Below are 23913 nucleotides of genomic sequence, written 5' to 3' on the forward strand. Positions count from 1 at the left end.
GCCGCCACCGTCCTCGACGGCACGGAAGGCCGGGCGGACCCGGCGAACCAGGTCCGCCACGCCGTGGACTACCCCTGACCCAGCCTGCTGAGCTGATCCCTGCGGGACGACTCGACGGACGCCGCGAACTCCTTGGTCGCGGCGTCCGTTCCGTTCTCCAGTTCACTGCGGGCGAGCTTGGCCGTCTGCTCCAGGTGCTCGTGCAGCTTTCCGGCCAGGGCCGACGGATCCGCGCGGATGACCAGCAGATCGGCCTCGGAGACCAGGCCGGGCATCTGGTGACCCGCGTGCAGGTTGGTGTCCGGCAGCCCCGCCCGGTCCCGCAACTGTCGCAAGTGGACCAGCTCGTTCTCGTGCGAGGCCCTCAGCTCCGCGGCGAACCCGGAGAGCGCGGGCGGGGCGACCTCCAGCGCGGGCAGCAGCTGCTCGTTCATCGGGATCATCAGCTGGACCCACGCCGTGTCCGTGGCGTTGAAGGGCGAGACCTGCTGCGGCGGCGGGGGAGCGGGCGCGGCGCACGCCGTCAGCAGCACCAGGGCGGAAACACCCCAGGGCACGCGCCGCCCTGGGGTGCATGAGGCGGGGAACCTCACCGCGGCAACCGGTAGTCCGGTCCGAGTGCGGCGCCCCGGTCGGGCTTGTACAGGTCGTACCCGCGCGGGTCGCACTGCAGTCCGCCGTTGATGCAGTGCCGGACGAGTGCGGCCTGGGTGGGTGCGTCCCAGGCGTTCATGAAGTCGTAGTGCCAGGTGTACCCGCGGCCGCTGGCGAGTCGTACGCGGGACATGTCGCCGGACACGGGGAACGCCATCTTGAACTCGATCATCGGCACCGCGACCGGGTGGCTGGGCGGGCAGACGAGGGTCGCGCGGTCCGGGTAGGCCATGTGCGACTTGTGGTCCGCCGAGTCGAGGTCACGGCCGTTCCAGCAGCTGGGCGCCTGGTACCGGACGTTGAGCTGGCTGCCCGGCACGCAGTACTGGGGGATGTCCCAGTTGTGGAAGCTGTCGCCGCACTCCCAGCCCTCGACCGCGCCCGGTGCCGTGCGGAACTCCTCCTGCGTCGCCGTCGGGCTGCCGACCACGAACCGCATGCCCGGCGGGAACGGCACGACGTCCTGGTACCGCAGGATGCCGGACTTGTAGTAGATGACCTGCGGGAAGTTCGGCGGCACGATCTGGTCGCCGTTGTAGACCGACGGGAACCAGTACGCCGACTTGTCGTCCGGCGTCTTGCAGTTGGTCTGGGCCGCCTTGAGCGAGTCGTTGGTGCTGCGGGCGTTCGTCGACGGGTTGCCGAGGAACGTGTGCATGTGGGACGCGCCCGCGAGTCCCGGGAAGACGATGGGGTCGTCCGGGAGGTGGGTCGTGACCGAGCAGTTGGCCTGGAACTCGTGGTGCGTGACGAGGTCGTCGGCCTGCGCCGACTGCGTCGCCACCACGACCACGGCCGCCACCAGGGCAGCCGTCGATAGCAGTGCGCTGAGTTTTCGGGACACCTGTGTCCTCCTGCCGAGTGGGGAAACCGGCTTGGAGAGCGCTCTCCCAACTAGCGTCCCGCCAGTCCGTGCGGGGTGTCAAGCCCGGTTCTTTGACACTTCGGGCGCTGGGTCGTACCGTTCGGCGGCAGGGTTGTGAGAGCGCTCTCCCTCGCACATCCCGCTGCAACACGTGATCGAGTTCCGGCAAGCGGGTGCATTCCGCCACCGGATGAGGTGAACGACGTTCACGGAAGCCCCGGCCTCTGACTAGCTTCGGCGCCATGACCGTCGACGTGGCGCTGGGACCGGGTTCGAGCACGTGGGAACGTCTGGGCCAGTGGCGTTTCCTGCTGGTGATGCACCGGGCGTTGGTGCTGCAGGCCGCACATCCGGCCGTAGGTGCCGCCGTGGCCGAGTTCTCCGTGTACAACGCACGTCCGTGGCGAAGGCTGTTCCGCACGATCGAAAGCCTGCACACCTACGTCTACGGCACCCCGGCCGAACAACGCCGTGAGCTCGCACGGCTGGAACGACTCCACCGCCGCATGCAGGGCAAGGACGGCTACGGCAGGACGTTCGACGCCGGCGACGCCACGGCCAGGGCCTGGGTGCACCTGACCCTGTTCGAGGCCGTGCTGACCATGCAGAGGCTGGGTGGCGAACCCCTGTCCGCGGAGGAGACCGGCCGCTTCTACGACGAGTGGCGGCGGGTCGGGCACAGGTTCGGCCTCGCGCAGGACGACCTGCCCGCGACACCGGACGAGTTCCGCGCCTACTTCGACCGCGTCGTGGCCGAGGTGCTGGAGGACAACGCGACCGTCAGGGACCTGCTGTCGGGCAGCATCTACCGCATCCCACCACCGTCCGGCCTGCCCGTTCCGGGCCTGGTGTGGGCCCCGCTGCGCTTCGCGGTGGTCACCGCTGCCGTCCAGGCCACCACCGCCACCCTGCCCGCCGCTTACCGCGAACGCCTGCGGCTCGCCGTGGTCCCGGGCACCGACCTCGTGGTCGGCGGCCTGCACCAGGCCGTCCGGATGGTCGCCGGCCTGCTGCCGAAACCGTGGCGCTACCTACCGCTCGCAGCAGCCTCGATCAGGGCCGCCGAGACCCCGGCACGAGTGCTCGTCCCCGAGTCGTTCTTCGGCACGGTCCTCGACCAGAGCGGCGACGGCGTGCTGAGGTGGAGCGACTTCCTCGCGATGGCGCGCGAGATCAGCACGCACCTCGACCTCGACGAGAAGGACGAGGACGCCGTCCACGAGGCGTTCCACTCCTGGTGGGAGCAACTCTGCACGGCCACCGGCACACCCGCGGACGGCTCGGTGACGGCCGCCGCGTACGCCGTGGCCCTGGCCGACCGCACCTACCCCGGGCCGGCCGGCCGGGAACGCGGCTACGGCGCTGTCGCCGCGGTGGTGCGAGGCTTGATCGACCGCGACGGCAACGGGGAGGTGCGGCAGGACGAGTACACGCGGCTGCTCGACCACAGTCCGCGCCGCCACGAGCTCATCGCGGCCATGCGGGAGCTCGACCACGACGGGGACGGCACCATCCGGGGGGACGAGTTGGAGTTGGCGCTGCGGGAGTTCCTGGTGGGGGAGCGGGACTTCGAGGCGGCCCGGCACCTGCTGGGGCGGGTGTAGGGCACGGAAGGAGTGGTTGGGGTGCGGCCGCCGCACACGGCCTGTCGCTGCAGACGGCCTGTCGCCGCCCGCCCCACGCCGCCCGCCGCTGCCACACACCAGCCAGCCAGCTCGTGAAGTCGCGGGCCGCGCCCCTACACCCCAGGCAGCCGGATCGTCACCCGCAGCCCACCACCCGGACGCGCCGCCACGTCGAGCGCCCCGTCGTGCGCGCGCACGACGCTGTGCACGATGGCCAGCCCGAGCCCGACCCCCGCGTGGTCCTCGGACCGCACGCGGTCCCCACCCCGCTGGAACGGCTCGACGAGCGTCGGCACCAGGTGTGGCGGCAGCGGGCGGCCGGTGTTCTCCACCCGCACCACGCACGCCTGGTGCTGCGGTTCGGTGTGGACGGTGACCGTGCCGCCCGGCACGTTGTGCACTACGGCATTCTGCACGAGGTTCGTGACCATCCGCAGCAGCAGTTCCGGGGAGCCCGTGGTGGTGGCCGGCGTGCCGGTGACGTCGAGGGTGATGCCGCGCTTCTCCGCCTGGGGCAGCAGGGTTTCGGCTGCCTCCTCGGCGACCAGTGACAGGTCCACGGGCTCGCGGGTGAACGTGCCGCGCTCGCCCCGGCTCAGGAGCAGCAGGGCCTCGGTCAGGTCGATCGCGCGGCGGCTCGCGGTGTGCAGGCGGTCGATCAGGTCCGCGTTGACGCTGGACGGGTCCTGGCGGGCCACGTCGAGCAGCGACTGGGAGATCGCGAGCGGGGTGCGGAGTTCGTGCGAGGCGTTGGCGGCGAACCGGCGTTGCTCGGCCACGTGGGACTCGAGCTTCTCCAGCATGGTGTCGAAGACGTCGGAGAGTTCGCGGAACTCGTCGGACCTGCCGGGCAGGCGGATCCGGTGCGACAGGGAGCCATGGGCGGCGAGGCGGGCCGCGTCCGCGATCTTGTCCAGCGGGGCGAGCATCCTGCCCGCCAGCAGCCAGCCGCCGAGCAGGCCGAACGCCACCAGGCCCGCCATGGCGACCGCGGCCGCGCGGCCGAAGATGCGGGACAGCAGGAAGCGGTTGGGGCTGACGAACAACAGGCCCTTGTCGTTGTCGGGCAGGTAGCGCAGCAGGTACCACCACGCCACGGCCAGCAGGACCGCGCCCGCCACGACGACGATGCCCGCGTAGCTGAGCGTGAGCTTCAGGCGGGCGCTGAGCCCCGGCTGCCTAGGCATCGATGCGGTAGCCGACGCCCGGCACGGTCGCGATGAGCCACGGCTCGCCGAGCCGCTTGCGCAGCGCCGAGACCGTGATGCGCACGGCGTTGGTGAACGGGTCGGCGTTCTCGTCCCACGCCCGTTCCAGCAGCTCCTCGGCGCTCACGACCCCGCCCTGCGCGCCGACCAGCACCTCCAGCACCGCGAACTGCTTGCGGGTCAGCGCCACGTACCGCCCGTCGCGGAAGACCTCGCGCCGGAACGGGTCGAGCCGCAGCCCGCCGATCTCGCTCACAGGCGGTCGCGCGTACGTGCGGCGGCGGGCCAGCGCGCGCAGGCGCAGCACCAGTTCCCGCAGCTCGAACGGTTTGGTGAGGTAGTCGTCGGCACCGAGGCCGAACCCGGACGCCTTGTCGTCGATCCGGTCGGCGGCGGTGAGCATCAGGATCGGCATGCCGCTGCCGGACGCGACGATCCGCCGCGCCACCTCGTCCCCGGACGGACCCGGGACATCGCGGTCGAGCACCGCGATGTCGTAGGCGTTGACGCTCAGCATCTCCAGCGCGGTGTCGCCGTCGCCGGCGATGTCCGCGGCGATCGCCTCGAGCCGCAGGCCGTCCCGCACGGCCTCCGCCAGGTGGAGCTCGTCCTCCACGATCAGCACGCGCATACCGCCACCCTAGGTCGTGTCCGGAAGTCTCATCGGGCGGCAGTGGCGGGCGAGGGCCCCGGAGACGGCACCGCCGCGACGCCCGAATACGGCCCGGTATGAGGACGTCGCGGCGGCACCGCCTCCGGGTCTCTCGCCCGCGCCTGCCACCAGACGAACTTCCGGACAAGACCTAGCTTGAGTTTTAACCTGTTCGGCGTGGTCGAGGGTTCGTCGATTTGGCCTTGTTGCCGCGCTTGGGTTTCTGCTTGTTCGTGCTGGTGACGGTGTGGACGTCGTGGCGTATTGCAGGCTGGTGGTTGGGTAGTCCCGGCGGGCGTCCTGTGCCGGGTCTTGAGGGTTTCGGGACACGGGCCGGACAGTCCAGTTGTGGACGCAGGTTCCGAAACCCCCGGCGGATTCGTGCCGGGCTCAGTCGCCGGGTCGGCCGGGGTCTCTCCCAGGGGTGGCGCAGATCGATGGTGTGATCGCGGGCGAGGCGGAGCTGGGTGTAAGCAGTCAGCAGCAGCCAGGTCCAGCGGTCGGCCGCGTCGGGTGAGCGGAGCTTCGGGGTGGTCCAGCCGAGGGTCTGTTTGAGCATGCGGAAGGTGTGCTCGATGTCGAAGCGGCGCAGGAACGCCTGCCAGGCCAGGTCGACCTCGGCGTGGGTGAGACTGGTGCGGGAGTGCCAGAGCCACACGGGTTTCGGGATCGCGCCGGAGGGCAGCCGCTCGACCTGCAGGAGGATCACGGTGCCATCCAGGATGGGAAGGTCTCCGGTATGGCTCGCCCAGGCGGTGCGGGAGGTGAGCTTGGGGTGTAACCGGTCCCAGGCCCGGATCCGCGCCGGTCCGTAGAGCCGGGTCGTGGTCTCGAGGGTGCTGTCCGGCTCGCCCCACGTGTTCGGGTCGCCGAAGGCGAACTCTGCGCCGTGACGGGCGGGGCGACCTGGGCTGGGGCCGGGCCGCAACGGTGGTGCCGGACGGCGCAGCACCCGGTCTGAGCGCATCCGCACCAGCACGATGATCGGAAGATCGGCGAGCACGTGAGCAAGCCGGGGTCCGTCGTAGCCGGCGTCGGCGACCAGCAGGATCTCCGGATCACCTGGTGACCAGTGTCCGGCGGTGATCAGCCTGTTCACGACGTCGCGAATCTGCCGGGCGGTCACGCTCGCGGCGTCGTCTCCGGGCGCGAGCCGGACCGCGTCCAGCGGCGCGGTCCAGGAATGCCGCCCGCTCTCCAGGGCGACGACGACGGAGTAGGGCCAGCCCGGCACCATGATGTGCTGGTCCTTGCCCCGGCCGTAGGTGTGACACAGGATCCGTTGCGGGCACGTGTGTGCTTCCGGGCGCAGCCAGCAGGTGACGTCCACCGCCAGCACCAGCCGTCCGTCCGCGGCGCGAGGCAGCGACACCGCCGCCAAGGCGGTGCGTAACCGGTCGAAGTCCACCTGGCCCCGGGCCAGCGCGGCGTAGCCGCTGCCATGCCCGCGGCGGTGCTCACCGATCAGTGACAGCTCCGCGATCGAGCGGGTCGGACCGTCAGCACACAACACAGCGTCGGTCAGCTCGAACAACGCGTCCGCACGCCGCGTCAGGCACCGGTAGAACTCCTGCCGCAACGCCGATAACTCCCTGAACGCGGCGGCATCCCGGGCATGGTGCACACTTATCAACTGAAGCCCTTGGTCTCGATCTTCGTCTGTCGCAAGAAGAAGAATCGACCAAGGGCTTCACTCATGATCAATGAGGGTGCCGACCAACCCCTCAGAGGTTAAAACTCAAGCTAGGCCGTGACCAGCCGGCGCTCCGGCGCCACGGCGGGCTTCACCCGCCACCACCGCCACGACAGGAGTGAGGCCAGCGCCGCACCGGCGGCGTTGAGCAGCACGTCGTCCACAGAGGACACCCGGTGCAGCGCGGTGAACTGCGCGACCTCGATGAGCACCGAGCAGGCCCCGGCGACCAGCAGCACCCGCCACACCGACCGCAGCGCCGCGAACCGCAGCGGGCCGAAGAACCCGAGTGCCGCGAACACCAGCAGGTTGCCGACGATCTGGCCGAGGTCGCGCTGCGCGAGGAGGTCGGCGATGTCCGCGAACGGCACCAGGCTCAGCTCGGACGACGAGCCCGGCAGCAGCAGGAGCCACACCCACGGCAGCGTTCCGTAGACCAGTCCCACGTCGACCAGAGCGGTCCGCCACGGGCCTGGGCGCTGCCCGTGCATCCGGTGGAGCCCCAGGAGCAGCATCACCAGCAGCGCCACCGGTATCCCCAGCACGCCCCCGATGACGACCCCTGTCTCCGTTCCGACCCACTCCTGCCAGGTGTTGAGCACGCGTCCACTCAAGACGCACGGACGTTGCGGGGACGTACGCGTTTTCCGATACGCGGACGATATGTGCAGAATGCACCTGTGCTGGAGGCGAGGCTGCTTGCGACGGTGTCCCGTCTCGCGGGTCCCGTCCGCGGCGCCGGCGTCGCGCTGATCAGCCTCTTCGGCGCCTTCTCACTGAACTCACCGCTCGGCTGGAGCCTGTTCGCGGTGGTCGCCGTGAGCACCGTCGCCGACTTCCGGCTGCCGGGAGTGGCGCTGCCGGTGGCGTTCCTGCGGGTCGTGGTGCTGTCGGTGCTGCTGGGCGCCGACGCCGACCAGTGGGTGCTGACGGTCCTCACCACGACCTTGATCACCTGGCAGTGGCAGTGGCCGCTCAAGGTCTCCGTGCCCGCGACGGTCGCGCTGCTCGCGGTGCAGGTCGTGACGACCGGGCCGGGCGTGCTCGTGCGGGCGGTGCTGGAGTCGGTGCTCGCGCGGCTCGCCTACGAGCTGCTGCGCCGGTCGAGCCGCCGGGTCGACCGGCTGCGGGAACGCGCCGCCGAACGGAGCCGGGCGGCGGCTGTCACCCTGGACCAGGGCAGACGGGAACGGGAGTACCTCGCCCTGCTGCACGACACGGCCGCCGCGACGTTCCTGATGGCCGCACACGGCGGCGATCCGGCGGAGGTGGCCGCGCAGGCGCGCCGCGACCTGGTGGTGCTGGCCGAACGGGGCGACGAGCAGGGGACCGTCGACCTCGGGGCCGCGCTCACGGCGGTGGCGCGCGACAGCGCCGTGGACGTGCGGGTCGAGGCCGAGGTCGTCCGCGTGCCCGCCGGGGTCGCGCTGCAGTTCGTGCGGGCGGCCCGGGAGCTGCTCGCCAACGTCGAACGCCATTCGGGCACCTCCCGCGCCGAGCTGACGGTGCGGCGCGGGGCCGTGGTCGTGATCAGCGACGAGGGCAGGGGGTTCGTGCCGGAGGAGGTGCCCGGGCACCGGCGCGGGCTGCGCGGATCGGTGGTCGAACGCATCGAGGCCGTCGGTGGCGCCGCGGTGGTCGAGTCGGCACGGGGACGCGGCACCACCGCCCGTCTGGTGTGGCCCGCCGATGACTGACCACGCCGTCTCCACCACCGCCCGGCAGGTGCTGCTGGTCGTCGTCTTCGCCGTCCAGCTCGTGCTCATGCTGCCCTCGCTGGTCGCGCACCCGCACGGTCCGGCGGCGTGGATCGCGTACTGCCTGCTCACCGCGGTGCTCGGGATCGTGGCGGGACACGTCGCGGCCGGCACGCCGACCCCACCCCTGCTGGCCGTCGTGCCGCTCGCCGCGTCGGTGCTGGTGACGACCGCACTGCCCGCGGGAGCGTCGTTGGACGATCCCGACTGGGGGTTCGGGCTGGTCGGCTGGTACCTGCTGCTCGTGCTGGTGGAGAGGCCGAAAGCGCTGGTGGTGGCGCTGGCCGTGCACATCTGCCTGAGCGTCGCGTGGTTCGCGCACGCCGGGAACGGGGACGTGGGCACCGCCGGCGTCGTCATCCTGAGCGGCACGAGCTTCCAGGTCGGCGTCCTGGTGATCACCCGCGTGCTCCACCGGGACGCGAGGCTCGCCGCGGAGGCCGCCGCCGAGCACGACGCCGCCCGCACCCGCGAAGAGCTGGCGCGCCAACGGGAACAGGACCTCAAGGCGGGCTTCGAGGGCCAGCTGGGCGCGTTGCTGCCGCTGCTCGCCGACCTGGCCGACGAGCAGGTGAGCGTGGCAGACCCGACGACCAGGCTGCGCTGCTCGGTCGCGGCCGTGCAGCTGCGCAGGCTGTTCGCGGAGAACGACGACGTGCCCGACCCGTTGCTGCACGAGCTGACCGCCTGCGTGGACGTCGCCGAAAGACGTGGTGTCGTCGTCTCGCTCGCCGTCAGCGGCACGGCCACCCCCGTGCCGACGGGGGTGCGCCGCGAACTGGTCGCACCCATGGCCCAGGCCCTCGCCGTCGCGCACGGACGTGCGAAGGTGAGCCTGCTGCGCACCGCCGACGAGGTGCGCGTCGCGGTGGTGGCCGACGCGCCGGAAACCCTTCCGGCACCGGGAAGACCGGTGGCGGTCACGGTCGAGACGAGTGTCCACGGCGGACTTGTGAGGAGCGAGGCGCGATGGCGGACGGCGTGACTGCGGTCCTGGTCGACGACCACCCGGTGGTGCGCGCGGGAGTCGCGCACTGGCTGTCCACAGCGGACGTCCACCTGGTGGCGAGCGGGGAGGACCCGGAGGTCGCCTGGACCGGTCCCGGTGCCACGGCGGACGTCGTCGTGCTCGACCTGCACCTCAACAGCGTCACCCCCGCCACGGCCGAGCTGCGCAGGCTCGTGGAGGACGGCCGCAGGGTCATCGTGTACTCGATGCGGTCCGACGACGAGATCGCGTTGCAGTGCCTGGAGATAGGCGCGCTGAGCTACCTGACCAAGGCGGAGGGCGCCGACCACCTCGTGCAGGCGGTGAGGGCGGCGGCGCGGGGCCAGTCGTACACCCCGCCGGCGCTCGCGGGCGCACTGGCGGGCGACAGGTCGGAGACGCGGCCCGCGCTGTCGCCGCGCGAGACCGAGGTCCTGGTCGAGTGGTTCCAGTCGGAGTCGAAGGAGTTCGTGGCCCAACGCCTGAACATCACGCTCAGCACGGTGAACTCCCACCTCGAGCGGATCAGGGTCAAGTACGCGGCGATCGGCCGGCAGGCGCCCACGAAGGCCGCGCTCGTCGCGAGGGCGATCCAGGACGGGCTGATCGGCCTCGACGACCTCTGAGCGCCCGTGTGGTGTGAACGACCGATACCGCGGCTCCTGCATCCGGCCTAACGTGCTGGACACCCCCCAGGTTCCGCAGTCCGAGGAGTTCCGCAGTGACGCACGCCCGTGGCCCCCTGTTCATCGCCTCGATCGCGACCGCGGGGCTGCTCCTGTCGGCGTGCGGCTCCGAGACCGGTGGCCAGGCCGTTCCCGCCGCGGACCCGACGAGCGAGACCACCAGCACCGCCACCAGCACGAAGGAGACCTCGGCGTCGAAGTCCGCGCCGGCCGTCCCCGCCGGTGGCGACATCACCGCTCCCGGCTCGAAGCTCAAGGTCGGTGAGCGCGCGGTCATCCCCATCACCGTCGGCGACAAGAGCGGCACCATCGCCGTCACCGTCACGGCCATCGAGGCGGGCGCGAAGGAGGACCTGGCGAAGTTCGGCGACAAGGCCAAGAACATCACGCCGTTCTACCTCCGCGCCAAGGTCGAGAACCTGAGCGGCACCGACCTCAGCTTCACCTCGATCGGCCTGCGCGGCCTCGGCGAGGACGGCAAGGGCACCGGCGTGATCATCAGCGGTGACACCCCGAAGTGCGACTCCACCAGCGCGCCCAGGACGTTCAAGGCCGCCGGCGAGACCTACGAGACGTGTGTGCTGAGCGCGGCGCAGGACGGGTCGAAGGTCGCGGGCGCCGAGTACAACCGCGGCGACGACTACGTGAAGACGCCGCTGGTCTGGCAGAGCTGAGCCGCGGGGTTTCACGAGGGGTCTCCACGGCTCCGCTTCCGCTCGTCCCCGGCACCAGGGTCGCCGGGGACGAGCACGGCTTCGCACACCGCTCCTCGCCGAGGTGCGGACCCGTGGCCACCACCACGTCCCGCTGATCGAGAGCATCGCGTCCGGCCCGTTCCGGCACGCGCAACCACCTGCCGGGCGACCGGCGAGGCCGGTCGCCTCGCGGAGTTCGACGCGGTCCCGGATCGTCGACGAACGGCTCAGCGGCGAGGTTGCACCAGGCCGTTGATGTGCGCGTACGCCACGGCGTGCACCCGGTCCCGCAGCCCCAGCTTCGCCAGCACCCGCGAGACGTGCGTCTTCACCGTCTCGTCTCCGACGTGCAGCCGCGCGGCGATCTCGGCGTTGCTGTACGCCGCCGCGACGAGCTGCAGCACCTCCCGTTCGCGCGCGGTCAGCAGGTCGAGCTCCGGTGGCGTCGGGGGAGGCGCGAGGCTGACGGCGAACCGCGCGATCAGGCGTTGCGTGACGGACGGGTCGATCAACGCGTCCCCGCGCGCCGCCACGCGCACCGCGGAGATCAGTTCCTCCGGCGGCAGCGACTTCAGCAGGAACCCGCTGGCACCCGCCTTGAGCGCCCGGTAGACGTACTCGTCGGTGTCGTAGGTGGTGAGCAGCAGGACCTTCGTGCGGTTCGCGGGGTCGGCGAGGATCATCTCCGTCGCGCCGAGGCCGTCGAGCTTGGGCATGCGGATGTCGAGCACGGCCACGTCCGGCCGCAGCCGCGCCACCTCCGCCACCGCGGCCCTGCCGTCCGCGACCTCCGCGACGCACCGGAGGTCCTCCTGCGTGTCGAAGATCGCGCGCATGCCGGAGCGCAGCATCGCGTGGTCGTCGGCGAGCAGCACCGACAACGTCATGACGCCTCCAGGGGGAACGTGACGGTGGTCCGCCAGGTGCGGCCGTCGGGGTCGAGCCCGGAGCGCGTCCTGCCGTCGAACATGCCGGCGCGGTTGCGGATGCCGACGAGGCCGCGGCGCACCGATCCCGAGTCGTCGCCGGGGCCCGCCGTGTTCTCCGACGCGACGGTCAGCGAGTCCGGCGCGTAGTCCAGCGTCACCGTCACCCCGGACGCGTCGCCGTGCCGCAGGGCGTTGGTCAGCATCTCCTGGATGATCCGGTAGACCGTGACGTCCAACGACTCCGGCAGGTCCCGGTGCTGCCCGCGCACCTCCAGCCGGGCGGGGATGCCCGCCGCGCGCACGCCGTCGAGCAGTTCGTCGAGGTTGCCGAGCCCCGGTTGCCGCGCTCCCTCCGGCTTCTCGCCGTGCAGCAGGTCGAGCAGGTGCCGCAGGTCCACCATGGCCGCGCGGCTGGACGTCTCGACCGCGCGCAACGAGTTCGTCAGCTTCGGGTCGCCGTTGGGGTTGCCGAGCCGGGCGGCGCCGGCGTGCAGGTTGATCGCGCTCACGTGGTGGATGATCACGTCGTGCAGGTCGCGGGCTATCGCGCCGCGCTCCTCGGTGATCGCCTTCGTCACCGCGGCCTTGGCGTCCTTCTCCGCCATCGCCGACCGCTTCTCCAACTCGGCGAGGTACGCGCGCCGGGCCGTGGTGTAGCGGCCGACGAGCCACGGCAGCAACGCGCCCTTGCCCGCCACCAGCACGGCGTACAGCAGGTCGTAGTCGTAGAGGATCATGCTCGTGACGAGACTGGCGGAGAGCAACCCGAGCGCCGCGTACGCCGGTCCGCCGCGCAGCCACGCCCCCGCCCGGTAGCCCGCGATCAGCAGGCCTGCGTCGTTGGAGTCGAGTCCGTCGCCGATCGCGACCAGGACGAGCACCGGGACCGCCGCCTGCGCCGCCGCGACCCACAGCGACAGCCGGGCCGGACCGGCGAGCATCGCGTCCACGGCCAGGGTCAGGAAGAGCACGACCATCGTCTGCGGGAACGGTTCGCGGTCGAGCAGCACGAACCCGCCGTCGACGACCATGCAGACGACGGCGACGAGGGCCGACTGGTGCTTGAGGGGGACCTTGACCGAATCCATCGGGACGAATCTTGCCGCAAGGCCGACCCCGAGGTCCTCCCGCCGGACAGGGGTCGGGGATCCCCCGCGCGGGGGATGGGATTTCCGACTTCGCAGTGACGCGGCGGACCGGGCGTGATCGCTACGTTCGGTCGCGATGAAACGACGTGTTGTGACCTTGCTGCTGGTGCTGGGGGCGATCCTGGGGATCGGTGCCCCCGCACTGGCCGACGGCGCCCAGTCCGGCGCCGACATCCACGTCGCGCAGAGCCTCGGCGACCGCGACCTGACGGTGATCATCCGGCGGGTCGCGGAGGTGCCGGGACCCGTGCACGTCGACGTGGTGACGCACGCCGGGACGGCGCCGGGTGAGCTGACGCTGACCCTGCGCGCGGCGGGCGCCCCGAGCAGCACGACGAAGGTGGTCCTCGGTGCCACGCCGGGGTTCCACGCCGGGCAGTTGCACGTCGACCGTCCCGGCCCGTGGGAGCTCGCGGTCGACGAGGCCACCATCCCGTTCGTCGTGCCCGCGCTCGTGCCGTCGCCGTGGGAGAACGCGACCTACGGCGGGTTCATCGCGGCGGGCCTGTTGCTGCTGGCGGCCTTGGTGCTGGCGGTGTTCGGCAAGCCCGTGCTGGCGCTCGTTCCCACCGCAGGCGTGGTCGCCGCCGTGGCGGTCGGGGTGACGGCGGCGTTGCTCTCGCCGAGCATCCCGCCGGTCGCGGCACCCGGCACGCAGCTCGACCCGACGTTCGACAACGTCACGAACCCCTACGAGCGAACGTCCATCACGGACTTCTCGCGGCCACCGGTGAACATGGTGCCCCGCATGGAGGACAGGGACCTCGTGCTGAGCCTGACCGACGGTTCGTCCGGGCGGCCGGTGGACGACCTGCTGGTGCACGACAGCGCGTTCGTCCACCTCGTCGTCGTGTCGCCGTCCGGGCACCTCCGCCACCTGCACCCGGTCCGGACGGCACCGGGCGAGTACCGCGCCCGGCTGCGCGACCCCGAGCAGGGCGTGCACGCGGTCGCCGCCGAGATCACCCGGCGCGGCGGGGGAGTGCAGCTGTTGCGGTCCGGTGTGGACGTCACCGGGACCGGGGTCGCCGTCGCGCACGACGGGAAGGCCGAGACGGCGGTGGAGATCCGCGAGGCGGGAAGGCCGAGCACGATCACCGCGAAGTTCGGCGAGCGCGACCTGCAACCGTGGCTCGGCATGCTCGGGCACATGATCGTCGTCGGCCCGATGACCGGAAGTGCCGCCGAGGCACCGATCTGGGCGCACGTGCACTCGATGATCCCGCCGGTGCCGGGGATGCCCGACAAGCCCGACGAGAGCGTCGCCGCGTACGGGCCGGACGTGCCGTTCACCTACTCGTTCCCGTTGCCGGGCCGCTACCTCGTGTGGATCCAGGTCGAACGGGACTACTCGGTCGTCACCGTGCCCCAGGTGGTCGACGTGCCCGCCGCGAAGGGGGTGGCTTCGAAGTGAAGCGTTCCGCCGTGGCCGTGGTGGCCGTGGTGCTCGCCGTCCTGGCCGCCGTCGTCGTGCTGTGGCCGCGCGGGGTCGAGGCCCGGCCGCACCTCGCCGAGAGCGGCGGGCTCCGGTTCGAGCTCACGCCCACCAGTACGAGGTCCGGCAGCAACGAGTTCGACCTGCGGATCACCGACCGCTCCGGCAACGCCGCCGACGGCGACGTGACGGTCGAACCGGCGATGCCGCAGATGGGCCACGCGCTCGCCCCGATCACCGCGGCGCCGCAGGCCCCCGGCCGGTACAGGGTCATGGGCGTCGACCTGTTCATGGCCGGTCAATGGGAAATCACCGTGTCACTGCGCAGCGAGCGGGTCGTCATCCCGCTGCTGCTCACCTGAGAAGGGGGAGGAATGACTGTGAACATCACGGCGGCGGCGACGCCGTCGGTGGGGACGGTCCCGAGGGGGCTGGTCCCGGCGGGCGTCGTGCTCGGCGGCACCCTGATCTCGTTGATCGGGCTGACCTGGGACATCCAGTGGCACTCCGACGTCGGGCCGGACACGTTCTTCACGCTGCCGCACCTGTTCCTGTACGCGGGCAGCGCGATCTCCGGCCTGGCGAGCCTCGCCGTGGTGCTGCTCACCACCGCGAACGCCAAGCGCGACAAGGCGGTCGACCCGCTGGTCGGCGGGCGCGCGGTCGGGGTCTTCGGCCGCACGTTCTCCGCTCCCGTCGGCTACCTGGTCTCCGGCATCGGCGCGGCGCTGTTCCTGGTCTACGGGCTGTGGGACCAGTGGTGGCACGGCCTCTACGGCTTCGACGCCGTGATCGACTCGCCGCCGCACATCGGCCTGCTGCTGTCGATCTCCATCACCATGGTCGGCGCGGTGATGGTCTTCGCGGTCGCCCGCGACCAGAGCTGGGGCACCTACGGCGTCGCCGGGGCCGCGGGCACGCTGCTCGCGTTCAGCATGGTGACCGTGCTCGGCCTGAGCGCACTGCCCGGCGGGCCCGTCAACACGGTCAACGCCGGCAGCGCGTTCTTCTCGGTGATGATCCTGTTCATGGGCGCGTACGTGCTGAACCGGCGCGGCGGCGCTCTCGCCGTCGGAGTCGTCGTCGCCTTCCTGCAGGCCCTGTTCTGGTGGTTCTCGCCGTGGGCCACCGAGGTGTACGCGGACGCGACCGGCCTGCCGCTGCGCGACTACGTCGACGGAATCCCCGGTCTGCCCAACATGATCCCGATGAGCCTGCTCCTCGTCGCCGTCGCCGTCGAACTGCTGCGCGGCCTGCCCGCGTGGGTGGCGGGCGCGCTCGGCGGTGTGATCATCACGGCCCTGGCGCCCCTGCAGCGGATGCTCACCTACGGCAGCAACTTCCCGGCGCTCCAGCGCTACGTGGCCACCGTCGTGGCGGGCGCGGTGCTCGGCGCCCTCGCCGGGATGCTCGGCCGGCGGTTCGGCCAGATGCTCCGCCACCTCGCACCAGCAAAGGAAGACCGCCATGCGTAAGACACTGCTGGCACTCGCGGGCACGGCCACCCTGCTGCTCGGCCTCACGGCCCCCGCCCTGGCCTTCGAACCGGTGAACGTCGTGCACACCGAGAAGGTGCAGGCTGGACCGTACGACCTGACCATCGGCTTCAGCACGTGGCCGGTGAAGGCCATGCAGTCGCTCGACTTCACCTTCGCGCCGGAGAACGGCATCGAGGGCAAGAAGGGCACGCTCACGCTGTTCCGCGAGGGCGTGGAGGCCGACGACAGCCCGCTCGCGCGGCACCCGCGCAAGCGCGAGGTGTGGGGTCTCGACATCTTCGCGCTGCCCGAGCAGGGCACGTGGACGATGAAGTTCGACGTCGAGGGACCCGAGGGCACCGGGACCGGTGAGCTGAAGAACCTCGCCGTGATGGAGCAGCCGGGGCCGCCGATGGGGCTGTCGTGGGCGATCAGCACGATCCCGCTGTTCGGGCTGATCGCGTTGATCGTGATCGCGTGGCGGCGGACGCGGGCGACGGTCGACTAGCACGAAGCCCTTGGTCGGTCGTCCTCCCCGTCCGCGGAGGAGGGTCGATCAACCAAGGGCTTCGCGTCGGTGCAGGGTGACCGCGAGACCGGTGGGGAACGCGGTGAAGCCCATGCGTTCCCGCACCGGGCCGTCGGCGTCGTGCGCCCTGATGGTGACGGCGCGGCACAGGGTCGCGATGAGCAGGGTCGCCTCGAGCAGGGCCAGGTTGCGGCCGGGGCAGAAGCGCGGGCCCGCGCCGAACGGCGCGTAGGGCAGCTCCGCGGGGGCGGACGACTCGTCGAGCCAGCGCTCCGGGCGGAACGCGTCGTGGTCGCCGAACCGGCTGTGGTCGCGGCGCGATCCGTACGTCAGCAGCGTGAACACCGGAGTGCCCTGCTTCAGCCGGAGAGACCCCTCGGCGGTGTCCACGGTGATGTCCTGGTTCGGCTGCACGACGATGAACGGTGTCACCGGGTTGAGCCGCATGGCTTCGTCGATGACCGCTCGCGCGTAGGTCAGCCTCCCGACCGCGGCCGGGTCCGCGAGACCGTCGGCCAGGACGGCCTCGGCCTCCGCCGCCACCCGGTCCTGCGCCTCGGGGTGCGCGCTGAGGCGGTGCACGGCCCAGGCCAGCGTGGAGGAGGTGGTGTCCTCACCGGCGAGCAGCATTGTCACGACGTTGCCGAAGACCTCCTCGTCCGAGGCCGCGGGCTCGTCCTCCAACGGTCGGACCAGCGCCTCCAGGAAGTTCGTGGGCTCGGCGCCGCCTGCCATCCGCTCACGGGCCTTGACGAACTGGACGCGTACGAGAGCCGCCAGTTCCTCGACGGTCGCGTCCAGACGCCGGTCCTGCGGCAACTTGACGTGGCGCCAGTACGGGAAGGGAGCGTTGATCCGCCGGGCGAACGCGGGGAACAACTCGACCAGGCGGCTGCGCAGGCTGTCGTCGTTGCTGTCGACCGAGTTGAGGTCGTGACCCGTGGCCAGCCAGGTGGTGACGTCGAGGGTGTACCGCTGCATGTCGGCGAGGACGTCGACCGACGAGCCCGCGTCCGCCGCACTCACCCACGAGTTCCGCATCCGGGCGGTCACCTCGGCGATCGTGGAGAAGTACTGTCGCAGGTACGAGCTGTTGAGGCTCTGCGTCGCGATCTTCCGCAGCCGCCGCCACTCGGCGCCCTCCGCGGTGAACACGCCGTGCCCGCCGATCTCGTCGATGACCTCCGACATGATGCTCGACCGCCGGAACGCGTCAGGTCGTTGGCGCAGCACGGTGTCCACCAGCACCGGATCGGCGGTCACCACCGCGGGTGTTCCTCCCAGCCGGACCCGGTAGGTCGACCCGAAGCGGTCGCACCACCGTTCGAGCACCTGGTTCATGACCTGACCGCGGGCCAGCTCGGGCAGGTTTCCCAGCAGCGGCACCCCTCGTGGCCCGCTCAGGTCTTCGATCGCCCGCGTGGTGCGTTCAGCGGTGTCGTCGGCGGGGGCGACCGGTTCTGACTTCATCGTCGGGTCTTCCTCAGGTGTCGCGGGGCGCTGGTGATCAAGGTCACGCGGCCGCCCCGGCGCGGGATCCGCTGCTCGGTCGAGCTCGTCGTCACGATCTTCAACGTACGCCGATTCCCCGGGATCGGAGCTCCCCGTCCAGCCCGGGGCCGCCGGCTCGCGTGGTCCAGGGTGCCGTGACCCGTGGTGGCAGCGAACTCGGTCCGGCCACCTGACCGGGTGAAGTCCGACCCGAAAGGCTGGAGCGGCTGGATTTCGAGTGGCGAGGTTCGGTACCCCTGCGCCGTGCGTTTGCCTCACGCGGTTTGGATCGGCGGGCTGTTGGTGCCCGCGTTGCTCGCCGCCACCGGCGTGGTCGTCCACGGCGGTGGCATCGAACGGACGCTGCACGCCGACGTGCGGACAGCGCTCGGCAAGGCCGGCTACCACGGTGTCGTGTCGGTCGACGGCCGCACGGTCGTGGTCACCGAGGTCGCGCCCCGTTCGGTGGACGCGGTGCGCGCCGTGGTGTCCGACGTGTCCGGTGTCGGCACCGCCGACGTGCGCGCGGCCGAACCCGAGCAGCTGCTCGTGGCGTTGCGCGGTGGCGAGATCCTGGTGTCCGGCGCGGTCGCCGACGACGCGGAACGCCGCGCGCTCATCGAGGCCGTGCAGGCCGACGGCCACCGCGTCACGGCCGCCCTGCGCCAGGGCGGTCTGCTGCCGATCCCGCCGGCCGTGATCGGCCGCGTGGTCACCGCAGCGCTGTCCGCCAAGGTGTCGGACGTGACCACGACCATCCACAACGGACAGGTCGTGGTCGCCGCCCGCGTGCCGGACGAGGTGAGGGCCACCGCGGTCCGCGACGCCGTCAAGCAGGCCGCGAACGGCCTGCAGGTCACCGACCGCATCGAGATCGGCCCGTCCACGACGACGGGCGATCTCAACGTCGAGGCGCTGCACGACTCGATCTCCCGCCTGGTCAACGGCAACGGCGCCATCCGGTTCGTGCAGGGCACCACCGCCTACGAGGGCCACGGCCCGGTGCTCATCCAACGCGTCGGCCGCATGTTGCTCGTGGCCCCCCGAGCCTCGATCACCCTGGTGGCCCACGGCACCGACCAGGCGATGGCGGTGAAGCGCGGCGAGATGGTCCGCGACGTCCTCGTCGGCCAGGGCGTGGCACCCGCGTTGATCGCCATCGAGACCCGTCCCGCCCCCGGCGGCGAGTACGACCCGGCCACGCGCCAGGTCGACGTCGTAGTCCGTTAGGAGTTCGCTGTGCTCTGGTTGTTCTCGCAGATGTTCCTGCTCTGCCTGGCGTCGTTCGCCGTGGGCGTGCTGGTGACGTGGCTGTCGGTCCGCGGTCGCCTCCAGCCCGAACGCCCCAAGGCCCGCCTGGCACTGCCCGCGCCCCGCTCCACCACCGAGCAGGTGGTGATCTCCGAGCAGCCGCCCGCCGCGCCGAAGCCGGTCAAGGAACCGTTGCCGGTCAAGGGGAACTCGAAGACCATGGTCTACCACACGCCGGACTCGCCGTACTACCGGCGGACGAAGGGCGACATGACGTTCGGGTCGGAGGCGGAGGCCCAGTCGGCGGGGTACCGGATGTGGACGACCAAGGGCCGCGTCAGGACCTGACGGGGGCCGGGATCAGCGCTTCAGCAGGTCGCGGATCGCCGCCGTGACCACGTCCGGCGCCTCCTCGGCCATGAAGTGTCCACACGAGACCGTGCGGTGGTCGAGATCGGGTGCCCAGGCCTCCCACAGCCGCCGCGCGTCGAAGCCGAGAGCGGCACCCCAGTCCTGCTGCAGCACGGTGACCGGCATCTTCAGCCGCGTGCCCGCGTCCCGGTCGGCGGTGTCGTGCTCGACGTCGATCGTGGCCGACGCCCGGTAGTCCGCGACGATCGACGTCACGGCCTCCCGGGAGGCGCGCAGGTACTCGGCGCGGACGTCGCCGGGGAACGGCTTCTGGCTCCAGATGTCGAGGAAGTGGCCGAAGAACGCGTCCGGGACCGCGCTGATCATCTGCTCGGCGAGACCGGGTGGCTGGGCCATCAGGAACAGGTGGAACCCGACGGCGGCGGACGTTCCGCGCATCACGTCCCACATGTCGAGCGTCGGCAGCACGTCGAGGGACGCGAGGTGCGTGACGTGGTCCGGGTGGTCGAGGCCCGTGCGGAACGCGACGAGCGCGCCGCGGTCGTGTCCCACCAGGGCGAACGTGTCGTGCCCTAGCCGCCGCGCGACCTCGACCACGTCGGCGGCCATGGTGCGCTTGGCGTAGGTCGAGCCGGTGTCGGCGGGCTTGTCGCTGTCGCCGTAGCCGCGCAGGTCGGGCATGATCACGGTGTGGTCGGACGCCAGGCCGGCGGCGACGTGCCGCCACATGAGGTGGGTCTGCGGGAAGCCGTGCAGGAGCACGACGGGGCTTCCGCCGCCGGTCGTGGCCACGTTCAGCTCGATGCCGCCGGAGACCTGAACGCGCTGGTAGTCGAATGCGGTGTGGTTCACGAGCACACTGTGGCGCCGCCCGATCAGCAACGGATCAGCGCCGGATGAGGTTCGGGGTGCTGGGCCCGCTGACCGCCGGGTCGGCCCGGCTCGGCGGCCCCCGGCAACGCGCCGTGCTGGCCCGCCTGCTGGTCGCGCGCCGCCGGGTGGTGCCCGTGCGCACGCTCGTCGCCGACCTGTGGGAGGACCCGCCGGACGGCGCGCTCGGCACGGTGCAGACGTTCGTCGGGGCGCTGCGCAAGGCCCTCGAACCCGGTCGTCCACCCCGGACTCCGTCGACGCTGCTGGTCACCGAGGGCGCGGGCTACGCGTTGCTGGCGGAGGACGTGGACGCCTGGCGGTTCGAGGAGATGCTCGGTGGCGACCTGTCCGTGCTGGACGGTGCGCTGGCGTTGTGGCGGGGGCCCGCCTACGCCGAGTTCGCCGACGAGCACTGGGCGCGCGCGGAGATCGACCGGCTGGAGGAACTGCGGCTGGTGGCGGTCGAACGCCGTGCCGAGGCCGCGCTGGCCGTCGGACGGGCGGCCGGGGTCGCCGCAGACCTGCGCGCACACCTGGCCGACCACCCGTGGCGCGAGAAGGCGTGGAGCCTGCTCGCGCTCGCCCTGTACCGCGAAGGCCGTCAGGGCGACGCGCTGGAAGCGGTGCGTTCCGCCCGCCTCGCCCTTGTCGAGAACCTGGGCGTGGACCCCGGGCCCGAGCTCCGAGCGCTGGAGTCGGACATCCTCGCCCAGTCGCCCCGCCTGACGCCCGCACCCCGGTCTCCGCTGGTGGGACGGTCTGCGGAACTGGCGGCCCTGGAGTCGGCGACACCGGCTGCCGGGCTCGGCGTCGCGGTGGTGACCGGCGAGGCCGGTGTCGGCAAGACGGCGCTGGCCGAGGCGTTCAGCGCCGTGCTCGGCGCGAAGGGCTGGCGGACGGTGTGGGCGCGCTGCCCCGAGGACGCGCCGGTGGCGTGGCCGTGGCAGCAGGTCGTGGAGGCGCTGGGGTCGGCACTCCCGGTGGCCGACCGGTTCCACCTGCGTCGCGCGGTCGTGTCCACAGTGGAGTCGGCGGCGCCGGTCCTGGTGGTGCTGGACGACCTGCACCAGGCCGACGAGGAGACACTGGCGGTGCTGGCCGCCTTCACCACGACCCGGTTGTCGGGCAGGGTGCTGATCGTCGTGACCTCGCGCACCGCCGTGCCGCTGGAGGCGCTGGCGCGCGCCGAACCGGTCAGGGTGGAGCTCCGCGGACTTGACGAGGAGGCGGTCGCCGCACTGGTGGGCTCGCTGGACGCGCGGGCGATCCATGAACGCAGCGGAGGCAATCCGTTCTACGTCAAGGAACTCGTGCGACTGGTCGAGTCCGGCGGTGACCTCGGCGCGGTCCCGGCCGGTGTGCGGGACGTCCTGCGCCACCGGCTCTCGGGGTTGCCGGCCGAGGCGCGGACCGTGTTGCACCAGGCCTCCGTGCTCGGCCGGGACGTCGACGTCGATCTGCTGGCCGCACTGGCGGGTCACGACGTGCTCGACGCGCTGGACGCCGCGATCGCCGCGGGGTTCGTGGTGGAGGTGGCGCCCGGCCACGCCCGGTTCGCGCACGTGCTGGTGCGCGACACCCTGTACGAGGACGTGTCGCTGACCAGGCGCGCACGCTGGCACGCGGTGGTGGCGGAGGCGCTCGGCTCAGGTGACGTGCGGACGCGTGCGCACCACTACGCCCTCGCGGGGACCAGGAGTGCGGCCGCGGTGCGGGCGCTGGCCGAGGCCGCGGAGGGGACGCGCTCGCCTCGTGAGGCGGTGCGGTGGTGGAGAGCGGCGATCGCGGCCGGGACGGAGCGTGCCGACCTGGTGATCGGGCTGGCCAGGGCGCTGGCGGTGAGCGGGGACCTGGAGGAGGCGAGGAGGCAGCGGTCGGTGGCGCTGCGGCTCGCCGGTGGTGCGCGGGAGGCGGCCGAGGCGATCGGTTCGTTCGACGTCCCCGGCATCTGGACCACCAACGACGACCCGGCCCACTCCGCCGAACTCATCGCCGCCGCCGAACGCGTCCTCCCGTCCTTCCCCGGCCCCACCGCGACCCGCGCCCGCCTGCTCGCCACCATCGCCATGGAGGACCGCGGCACCGGCGCCCGCCTCGCCGAAGCCCGGGAAGCCGAGGCCATCGCCCGAGACCTCGGCGATCCCGCCCTGCACGCGTTCGCGCTGAACGCCCGCTTCATGCACACCTTCCACCGCACCGGCCTCGCCCGCGAACGAGCCGAGATCGGGCGCGAACTCGTCGAGGTGGCGGGTGGCCTGGTCACCCACGAGGTCCTCGGCCACCTGATCCTCGTGCAGGCCTCGTCCGCGCTCGCCGACTTCGCCACCGCCGACCGGCACGCGGCCGCCGCCGACGAACTGGCCCACGAACACGACCTGCCGCTCGTCAGCGTCTTCACCGAGTGGTACGCCGCGCTGAAACTCGCGGCGGCGGGGAAGAAGGCCGAAGCCGACCGCGCCTACCGGGCCGCGGCCGAGCGCGTCCGGGGAACCGGCATGTGGGGCATGGAAAGCGGACTCCTGCCGCTCGCCCTGCTCAGCCTGCACGGGCCGTCCACAGTGGACCTGGACGACGACTGGGGCCCGCACCTCGACTGGGTGCGCCCGCTGGCCTTGCCGCCGGACGAAGCGCTCGCAGCCGCACGGGCACTTCCCGACGGCCCGGCCGACCTCCTGACGGAGGTCCGCGCCTGCCTGCTGGCGATGGCGGCGACCAGGCTGCGGGACGACGAACTGTGGCAGCGCGCGCACGAGATGTTGTTGCCCGCCAAGGGTGAATTGGTGGCGGGCACCGGGCTGTTCACGTTCGGCCCGGTGGTGGACTACCTACGCCACTAGTGCCGGCCCGAGCAGCAGACCGCCGTCCAGCACGAACTCCGCCCCGGTCGCGAACGCGCCGTCGTCCGAGGCGAGGTGCAGGACGAGCGCGGTGACCTCCTCCGGCGTCCCGAGCCGCGGCACGGCGAACGGGGCGGGGGAGTAGAGGTCGCCGATGGCCGGCTGCCCGTCCGCCACGGGCTCGGTGATGAACGGCGTCGCCACCACACCGGGGTGCACCGAGTTCACCCGGATCCCGTCGCGGCCGAGTTCGAGCGCCGCCGTGCGGGTCAGACCGCGCAGCGCCCACTTGCTCGCCACGTAAGGCGCGTAGTAGGCCTGACCGACGTTGCCCATCGTCGAGGCGATGTTCACGATCGACCCGCCGCCGGCCTGCCGCAACGACGCCGCCGCGTGCTTGATCCCCAGGAACTGCCCGGTCAGGTTCACCGCGAGCGTCCTTTCCCAGACCTGCAGCGCGGTGTCCTCGATCAGCGCGGCGGGGTGCTGGGCGCCCGCGTTGTTGACCAGCACCGAGATCGGCCCGGCGGCTTCCAGCGCGGCGGTCCAGTCGGCTTCGGACGTCACGTCGAGGCGTACGGCGACCGCCCGCGAGCCCAGTTCCGCGGCGAACGCCTCGCCTGCCGCCAGGTCCCGCGCGCCGATCACGACCCGCGCCCCTTCGGTGTGGAAGCCCCGCACGTGGCTCGCACCCATCCCGCTCGTCGCGCCGGTGACGAGCACCGTCCGTCGGTCGAAGCGTCCCAT

Annotated in this window: 23 protein-coding genes; 12 read left to right on the forward strand and 11 right to left on the reverse strand. The window is 71.9% G+C overall.

Going from position 1 to position 23913, the window contains the following annotated elements:
- Window positions 1-68 precede the first annotated feature (68 nt).
- Window positions 69-557, reverse strand: coding sequence for a DUF305 domain-containing protein (locus ND450_RS04235; RefSeq protein WP_253324833.1), 489 nt, complete (start codon window positions 555-557; stop codon window positions 69-71).
- 32 nt (window positions 558-589) lie between these two features.
- Entirely contained in the window at window positions 590-1498 is a 909-nt protein-coding gene (locus ND450_RS04240; RefSeq protein ID WP_253324834.1) for a DUF1996 domain-containing protein, read from the reverse strand.
- A gap of 263 nt (window positions 1499-1761) precedes the next feature.
- Between ND450_RS04240 and ND450_RS04245 the strand changes: the two genes are divergently transcribed.
- Window positions 1762-3123 carry an oxygenase MpaB family protein gene (locus tag ND450_RS04245; protein WP_253324835.1) on the forward strand — a complete coding sequence of 454 codons (1362 nt, stop codon included), beginning with the start codon at window positions 1762-1764 and terminating at the stop codon, window positions 3121-3123.
- A 134-nt stretch (window positions 3124-3257) separates the two neighbouring features.
- Here ND450_RS04245 and ND450_RS04250 read toward each other — a convergent pair whose 3' ends face one another.
- The 4 genes from ND450_RS04250 to ND450_RS04265 all read right to left on the reverse strand — a co-directional run bounded on the left by ND450_RS04250 (window position 3258) and on the right by ND450_RS04265 (window position 7299).
- Window positions 3258-4331, reverse strand: a complete 1074-nt coding sequence (locus ND450_RS04250; RefSeq protein WP_253324836.1) for a HAMP domain-containing sensor histidine kinase — start codon at window positions 4329-4331, stop codon at window positions 3258-3260.
- On the reverse strand, window positions 4324-4983 hold the full coding sequence (locus tag ND450_RS04255) for a response regulator transcription factor (RefSeq protein ID WP_253324837.1): 660 nt from the start codon (window positions 4981-4983) through the stop codon (window positions 4324-4326). The genes ND450_RS04250 and ND450_RS04255 overlap by 8 nt, the downstream gene beginning before the upstream one ends.
- A gap of 184 nt (window positions 4984-5167) precedes the next feature.
- Window positions 5168-6628, reverse strand: a complete 1461-nt coding sequence (locus ND450_RS04260; protein ID WP_253324838.1) for an NF041680 family putative transposase — start codon at window positions 6626-6628, stop codon at window positions 5168-5170.
- Between the two features lie 119 nt (window positions 6629-6747).
- Window positions 6748-7299 (reverse strand): VanZ family protein, encoded by a 552-nt coding sequence (locus tag ND450_RS04265; protein WP_253324839.1) that lies wholly within the window; start codon window positions 7297-7299, stop codon window positions 6748-6750.
- Between the two features lie 78 nt (window positions 7300-7377).
- On the opposite strand from ND450_RS04265, the gene ND450_RS04270 reads away from it, so the two are divergent.
- The 4 genes from ND450_RS04270 (at window position 7378) to ND450_RS04285 (ending at window position 10802) form a co-directional block, all read left to right on the forward strand.
- Window positions 7378-8394 (forward strand): sensor histidine kinase, encoded by a 1017-nt coding sequence (locus ND450_RS04270; protein WP_253324840.1) that lies wholly within the window; start codon window positions 7378-7380, stop codon window positions 8392-8394.
- Window positions 8387-9439, forward strand: a complete 1053-nt coding sequence (locus tag ND450_RS04275) for a hypothetical protein (RefSeq protein ID WP_253324841.1) — start codon at window positions 8387-8389, stop codon at window positions 9437-9439. Before ND450_RS04270 ends, ND450_RS04275 begins: the two co-directional genes overlap by 8 nt.
- Entirely contained in the window at window positions 9424-10068 is a 645-nt protein-coding gene (locus ND450_RS04280; protein ID WP_253324842.1) for a response regulator transcription factor, read from the forward strand. Before ND450_RS04275 ends, ND450_RS04280 begins: the two co-directional genes overlap by 16 nt.
- A 95-nt stretch (window positions 10069-10163) precedes the next feature.
- Entirely contained in the window at window positions 10164-10802 is a 639-nt protein-coding gene (locus tag ND450_RS04285; protein WP_253324843.1) for a hypothetical protein, read from the forward strand.
- Window positions 10803-11050: 248 nt separating this feature from the next.
- Here the strand turns inward: ND450_RS04285 and ND450_RS04290 are convergent, their stop codons facing one another.
- Both ND450_RS04290 and ND450_RS04295 read right to left on the reverse strand, forming a co-directional pair.
- Window positions 11051-11710 (reverse strand): response regulator transcription factor, encoded by a 660-nt coding sequence (locus ND450_RS04290; RefSeq protein ID WP_089924807.1) that lies wholly within the window; start codon window positions 11708-11710, stop codon window positions 11051-11053.
- A complete protein-coding gene (locus tag ND450_RS04295; protein WP_253324844.1) occupies window positions 11707-12840 on the reverse strand; it encodes a sensor histidine kinase in 1134 nt (377 codons plus the stop codon). The genes ND450_RS04290 and ND450_RS04295 overlap by 4 nt, the downstream gene beginning before the upstream one ends.
- Window positions 12841-12976: 136 nt before the next feature.
- Between ND450_RS04295 and ND450_RS04300 the strand changes: the two genes are divergently transcribed.
- The 4 genes from ND450_RS04300 to ND450_RS04315 are packed head-to-tail and all read left to right on the forward strand — an operon-like array spanning window position 12977 to window position 16321.
- Entirely contained in the window at window positions 12977-14314 is a 1338-nt protein-coding gene (locus ND450_RS04300; protein ID WP_253324845.1) for a hypothetical protein, read from the forward strand.
- Entirely contained in the window at window positions 14311-14697 is a 387-nt protein-coding gene (locus ND450_RS04305; RefSeq protein ID WP_253324846.1) for a FixH family protein, read from the forward strand. The genes ND450_RS04300 and ND450_RS04305 overlap by 4 nt, the downstream gene beginning before the upstream one ends.
- A gap of 12 nt (window positions 14698-14709) precedes the next feature.
- Window positions 14710-15810, forward strand: coding sequence for a hypothetical protein (locus ND450_RS04310; RefSeq protein ID WP_253324847.1), 1101 nt, complete (start codon window positions 14710-14712; stop codon window positions 15808-15810).
- Window positions 15803-16321 carry a hypothetical protein gene (locus ND450_RS04315; protein ID WP_253324848.1) on the forward strand — a complete coding sequence of 173 codons (519 nt, stop codon included), beginning with the start codon at window positions 15803-15805 and terminating at the stop codon, window positions 16319-16321. The genes ND450_RS04310 and ND450_RS04315 overlap by 8 nt, the downstream gene beginning before the upstream one ends.
- Window positions 16322-16369: 48 nt before the next feature.
- Here the strand turns inward: ND450_RS04315 and ND450_RS04320 are convergent, their stop codons facing one another.
- Complete coding sequence (locus tag ND450_RS04320; protein WP_253324849.1) at window positions 16370-17812, reverse strand: cytochrome P450; 1443 nt, start codon at window positions 17810-17812, stop codon at window positions 16370-16372.
- 285 nt (window positions 17813-18097) lie between these two features.
- Here ND450_RS04320 and ND450_RS04325 point away from each other — a divergent pair, with 285 nt between their 5' ends.
- Both ND450_RS04325 and ND450_RS04330 read left to right on the forward strand, forming a co-directional pair.
- Window positions 18098-19063, forward strand: coding sequence for a hypothetical protein (locus ND450_RS04325; RefSeq protein WP_253324850.1), 966 nt, complete (start codon window positions 18098-18100; stop codon window positions 19061-19063).
- A 9-nt stretch (window positions 19064-19072) separates the two neighbouring features.
- On the forward strand, window positions 19073-19432 hold the full coding sequence (locus ND450_RS04330; RefSeq protein WP_253324851.1) for a hypothetical protein: 360 nt from the start codon (window positions 19073-19075) through the stop codon (window positions 19430-19432).
- A gap of 12 nt (window positions 19433-19444) precedes the next feature.
- Here the strand turns inward: ND450_RS04330 and ND450_RS04335 are convergent, their stop codons facing one another.
- Window positions 19445-20314 (reverse strand): alpha/beta fold hydrolase, encoded by an 870-nt coding sequence (locus ND450_RS04335; protein ID WP_371927652.1) that lies wholly within the window; start codon window positions 20312-20314, stop codon window positions 19445-19447.
- Between the two features lie 38 nt (window positions 20315-20352).
- Between ND450_RS04335 and ND450_RS04340 the strand changes: the two genes are divergently transcribed.
- Window positions 20353-23166 carry a BTAD domain-containing putative transcriptional regulator gene (locus ND450_RS04340; RefSeq protein ID WP_253324853.1) on the forward strand — a complete coding sequence of 938 codons (2814 nt, stop codon included), beginning with the start codon at window positions 20353-20355 and terminating at the stop codon, window positions 23164-23166.
- Here the strand turns inward: ND450_RS04340 and ND450_RS04345 are convergent.
- On the reverse strand, window positions 23155-23913 hold the full coding sequence (locus ND450_RS04345; protein WP_253324854.1) for an SDR family NAD(P)-dependent oxidoreductase: 759 nt from the start codon (window positions 23911-23913) through the stop codon (window positions 23155-23157). The genes ND450_RS04340 and ND450_RS04345 overlap by 12 nt on opposite strands.

It is taken from the genome of Lentzea sp. HUAS12, from assembly GCF_024125735.1.
In the GTDB taxonomy this organism is placed as follows: domain Bacteria; phylum Actinomycetota; class Actinomycetes; order Mycobacteriales; family Pseudonocardiaceae; genus Lentzea; species Lentzea albida.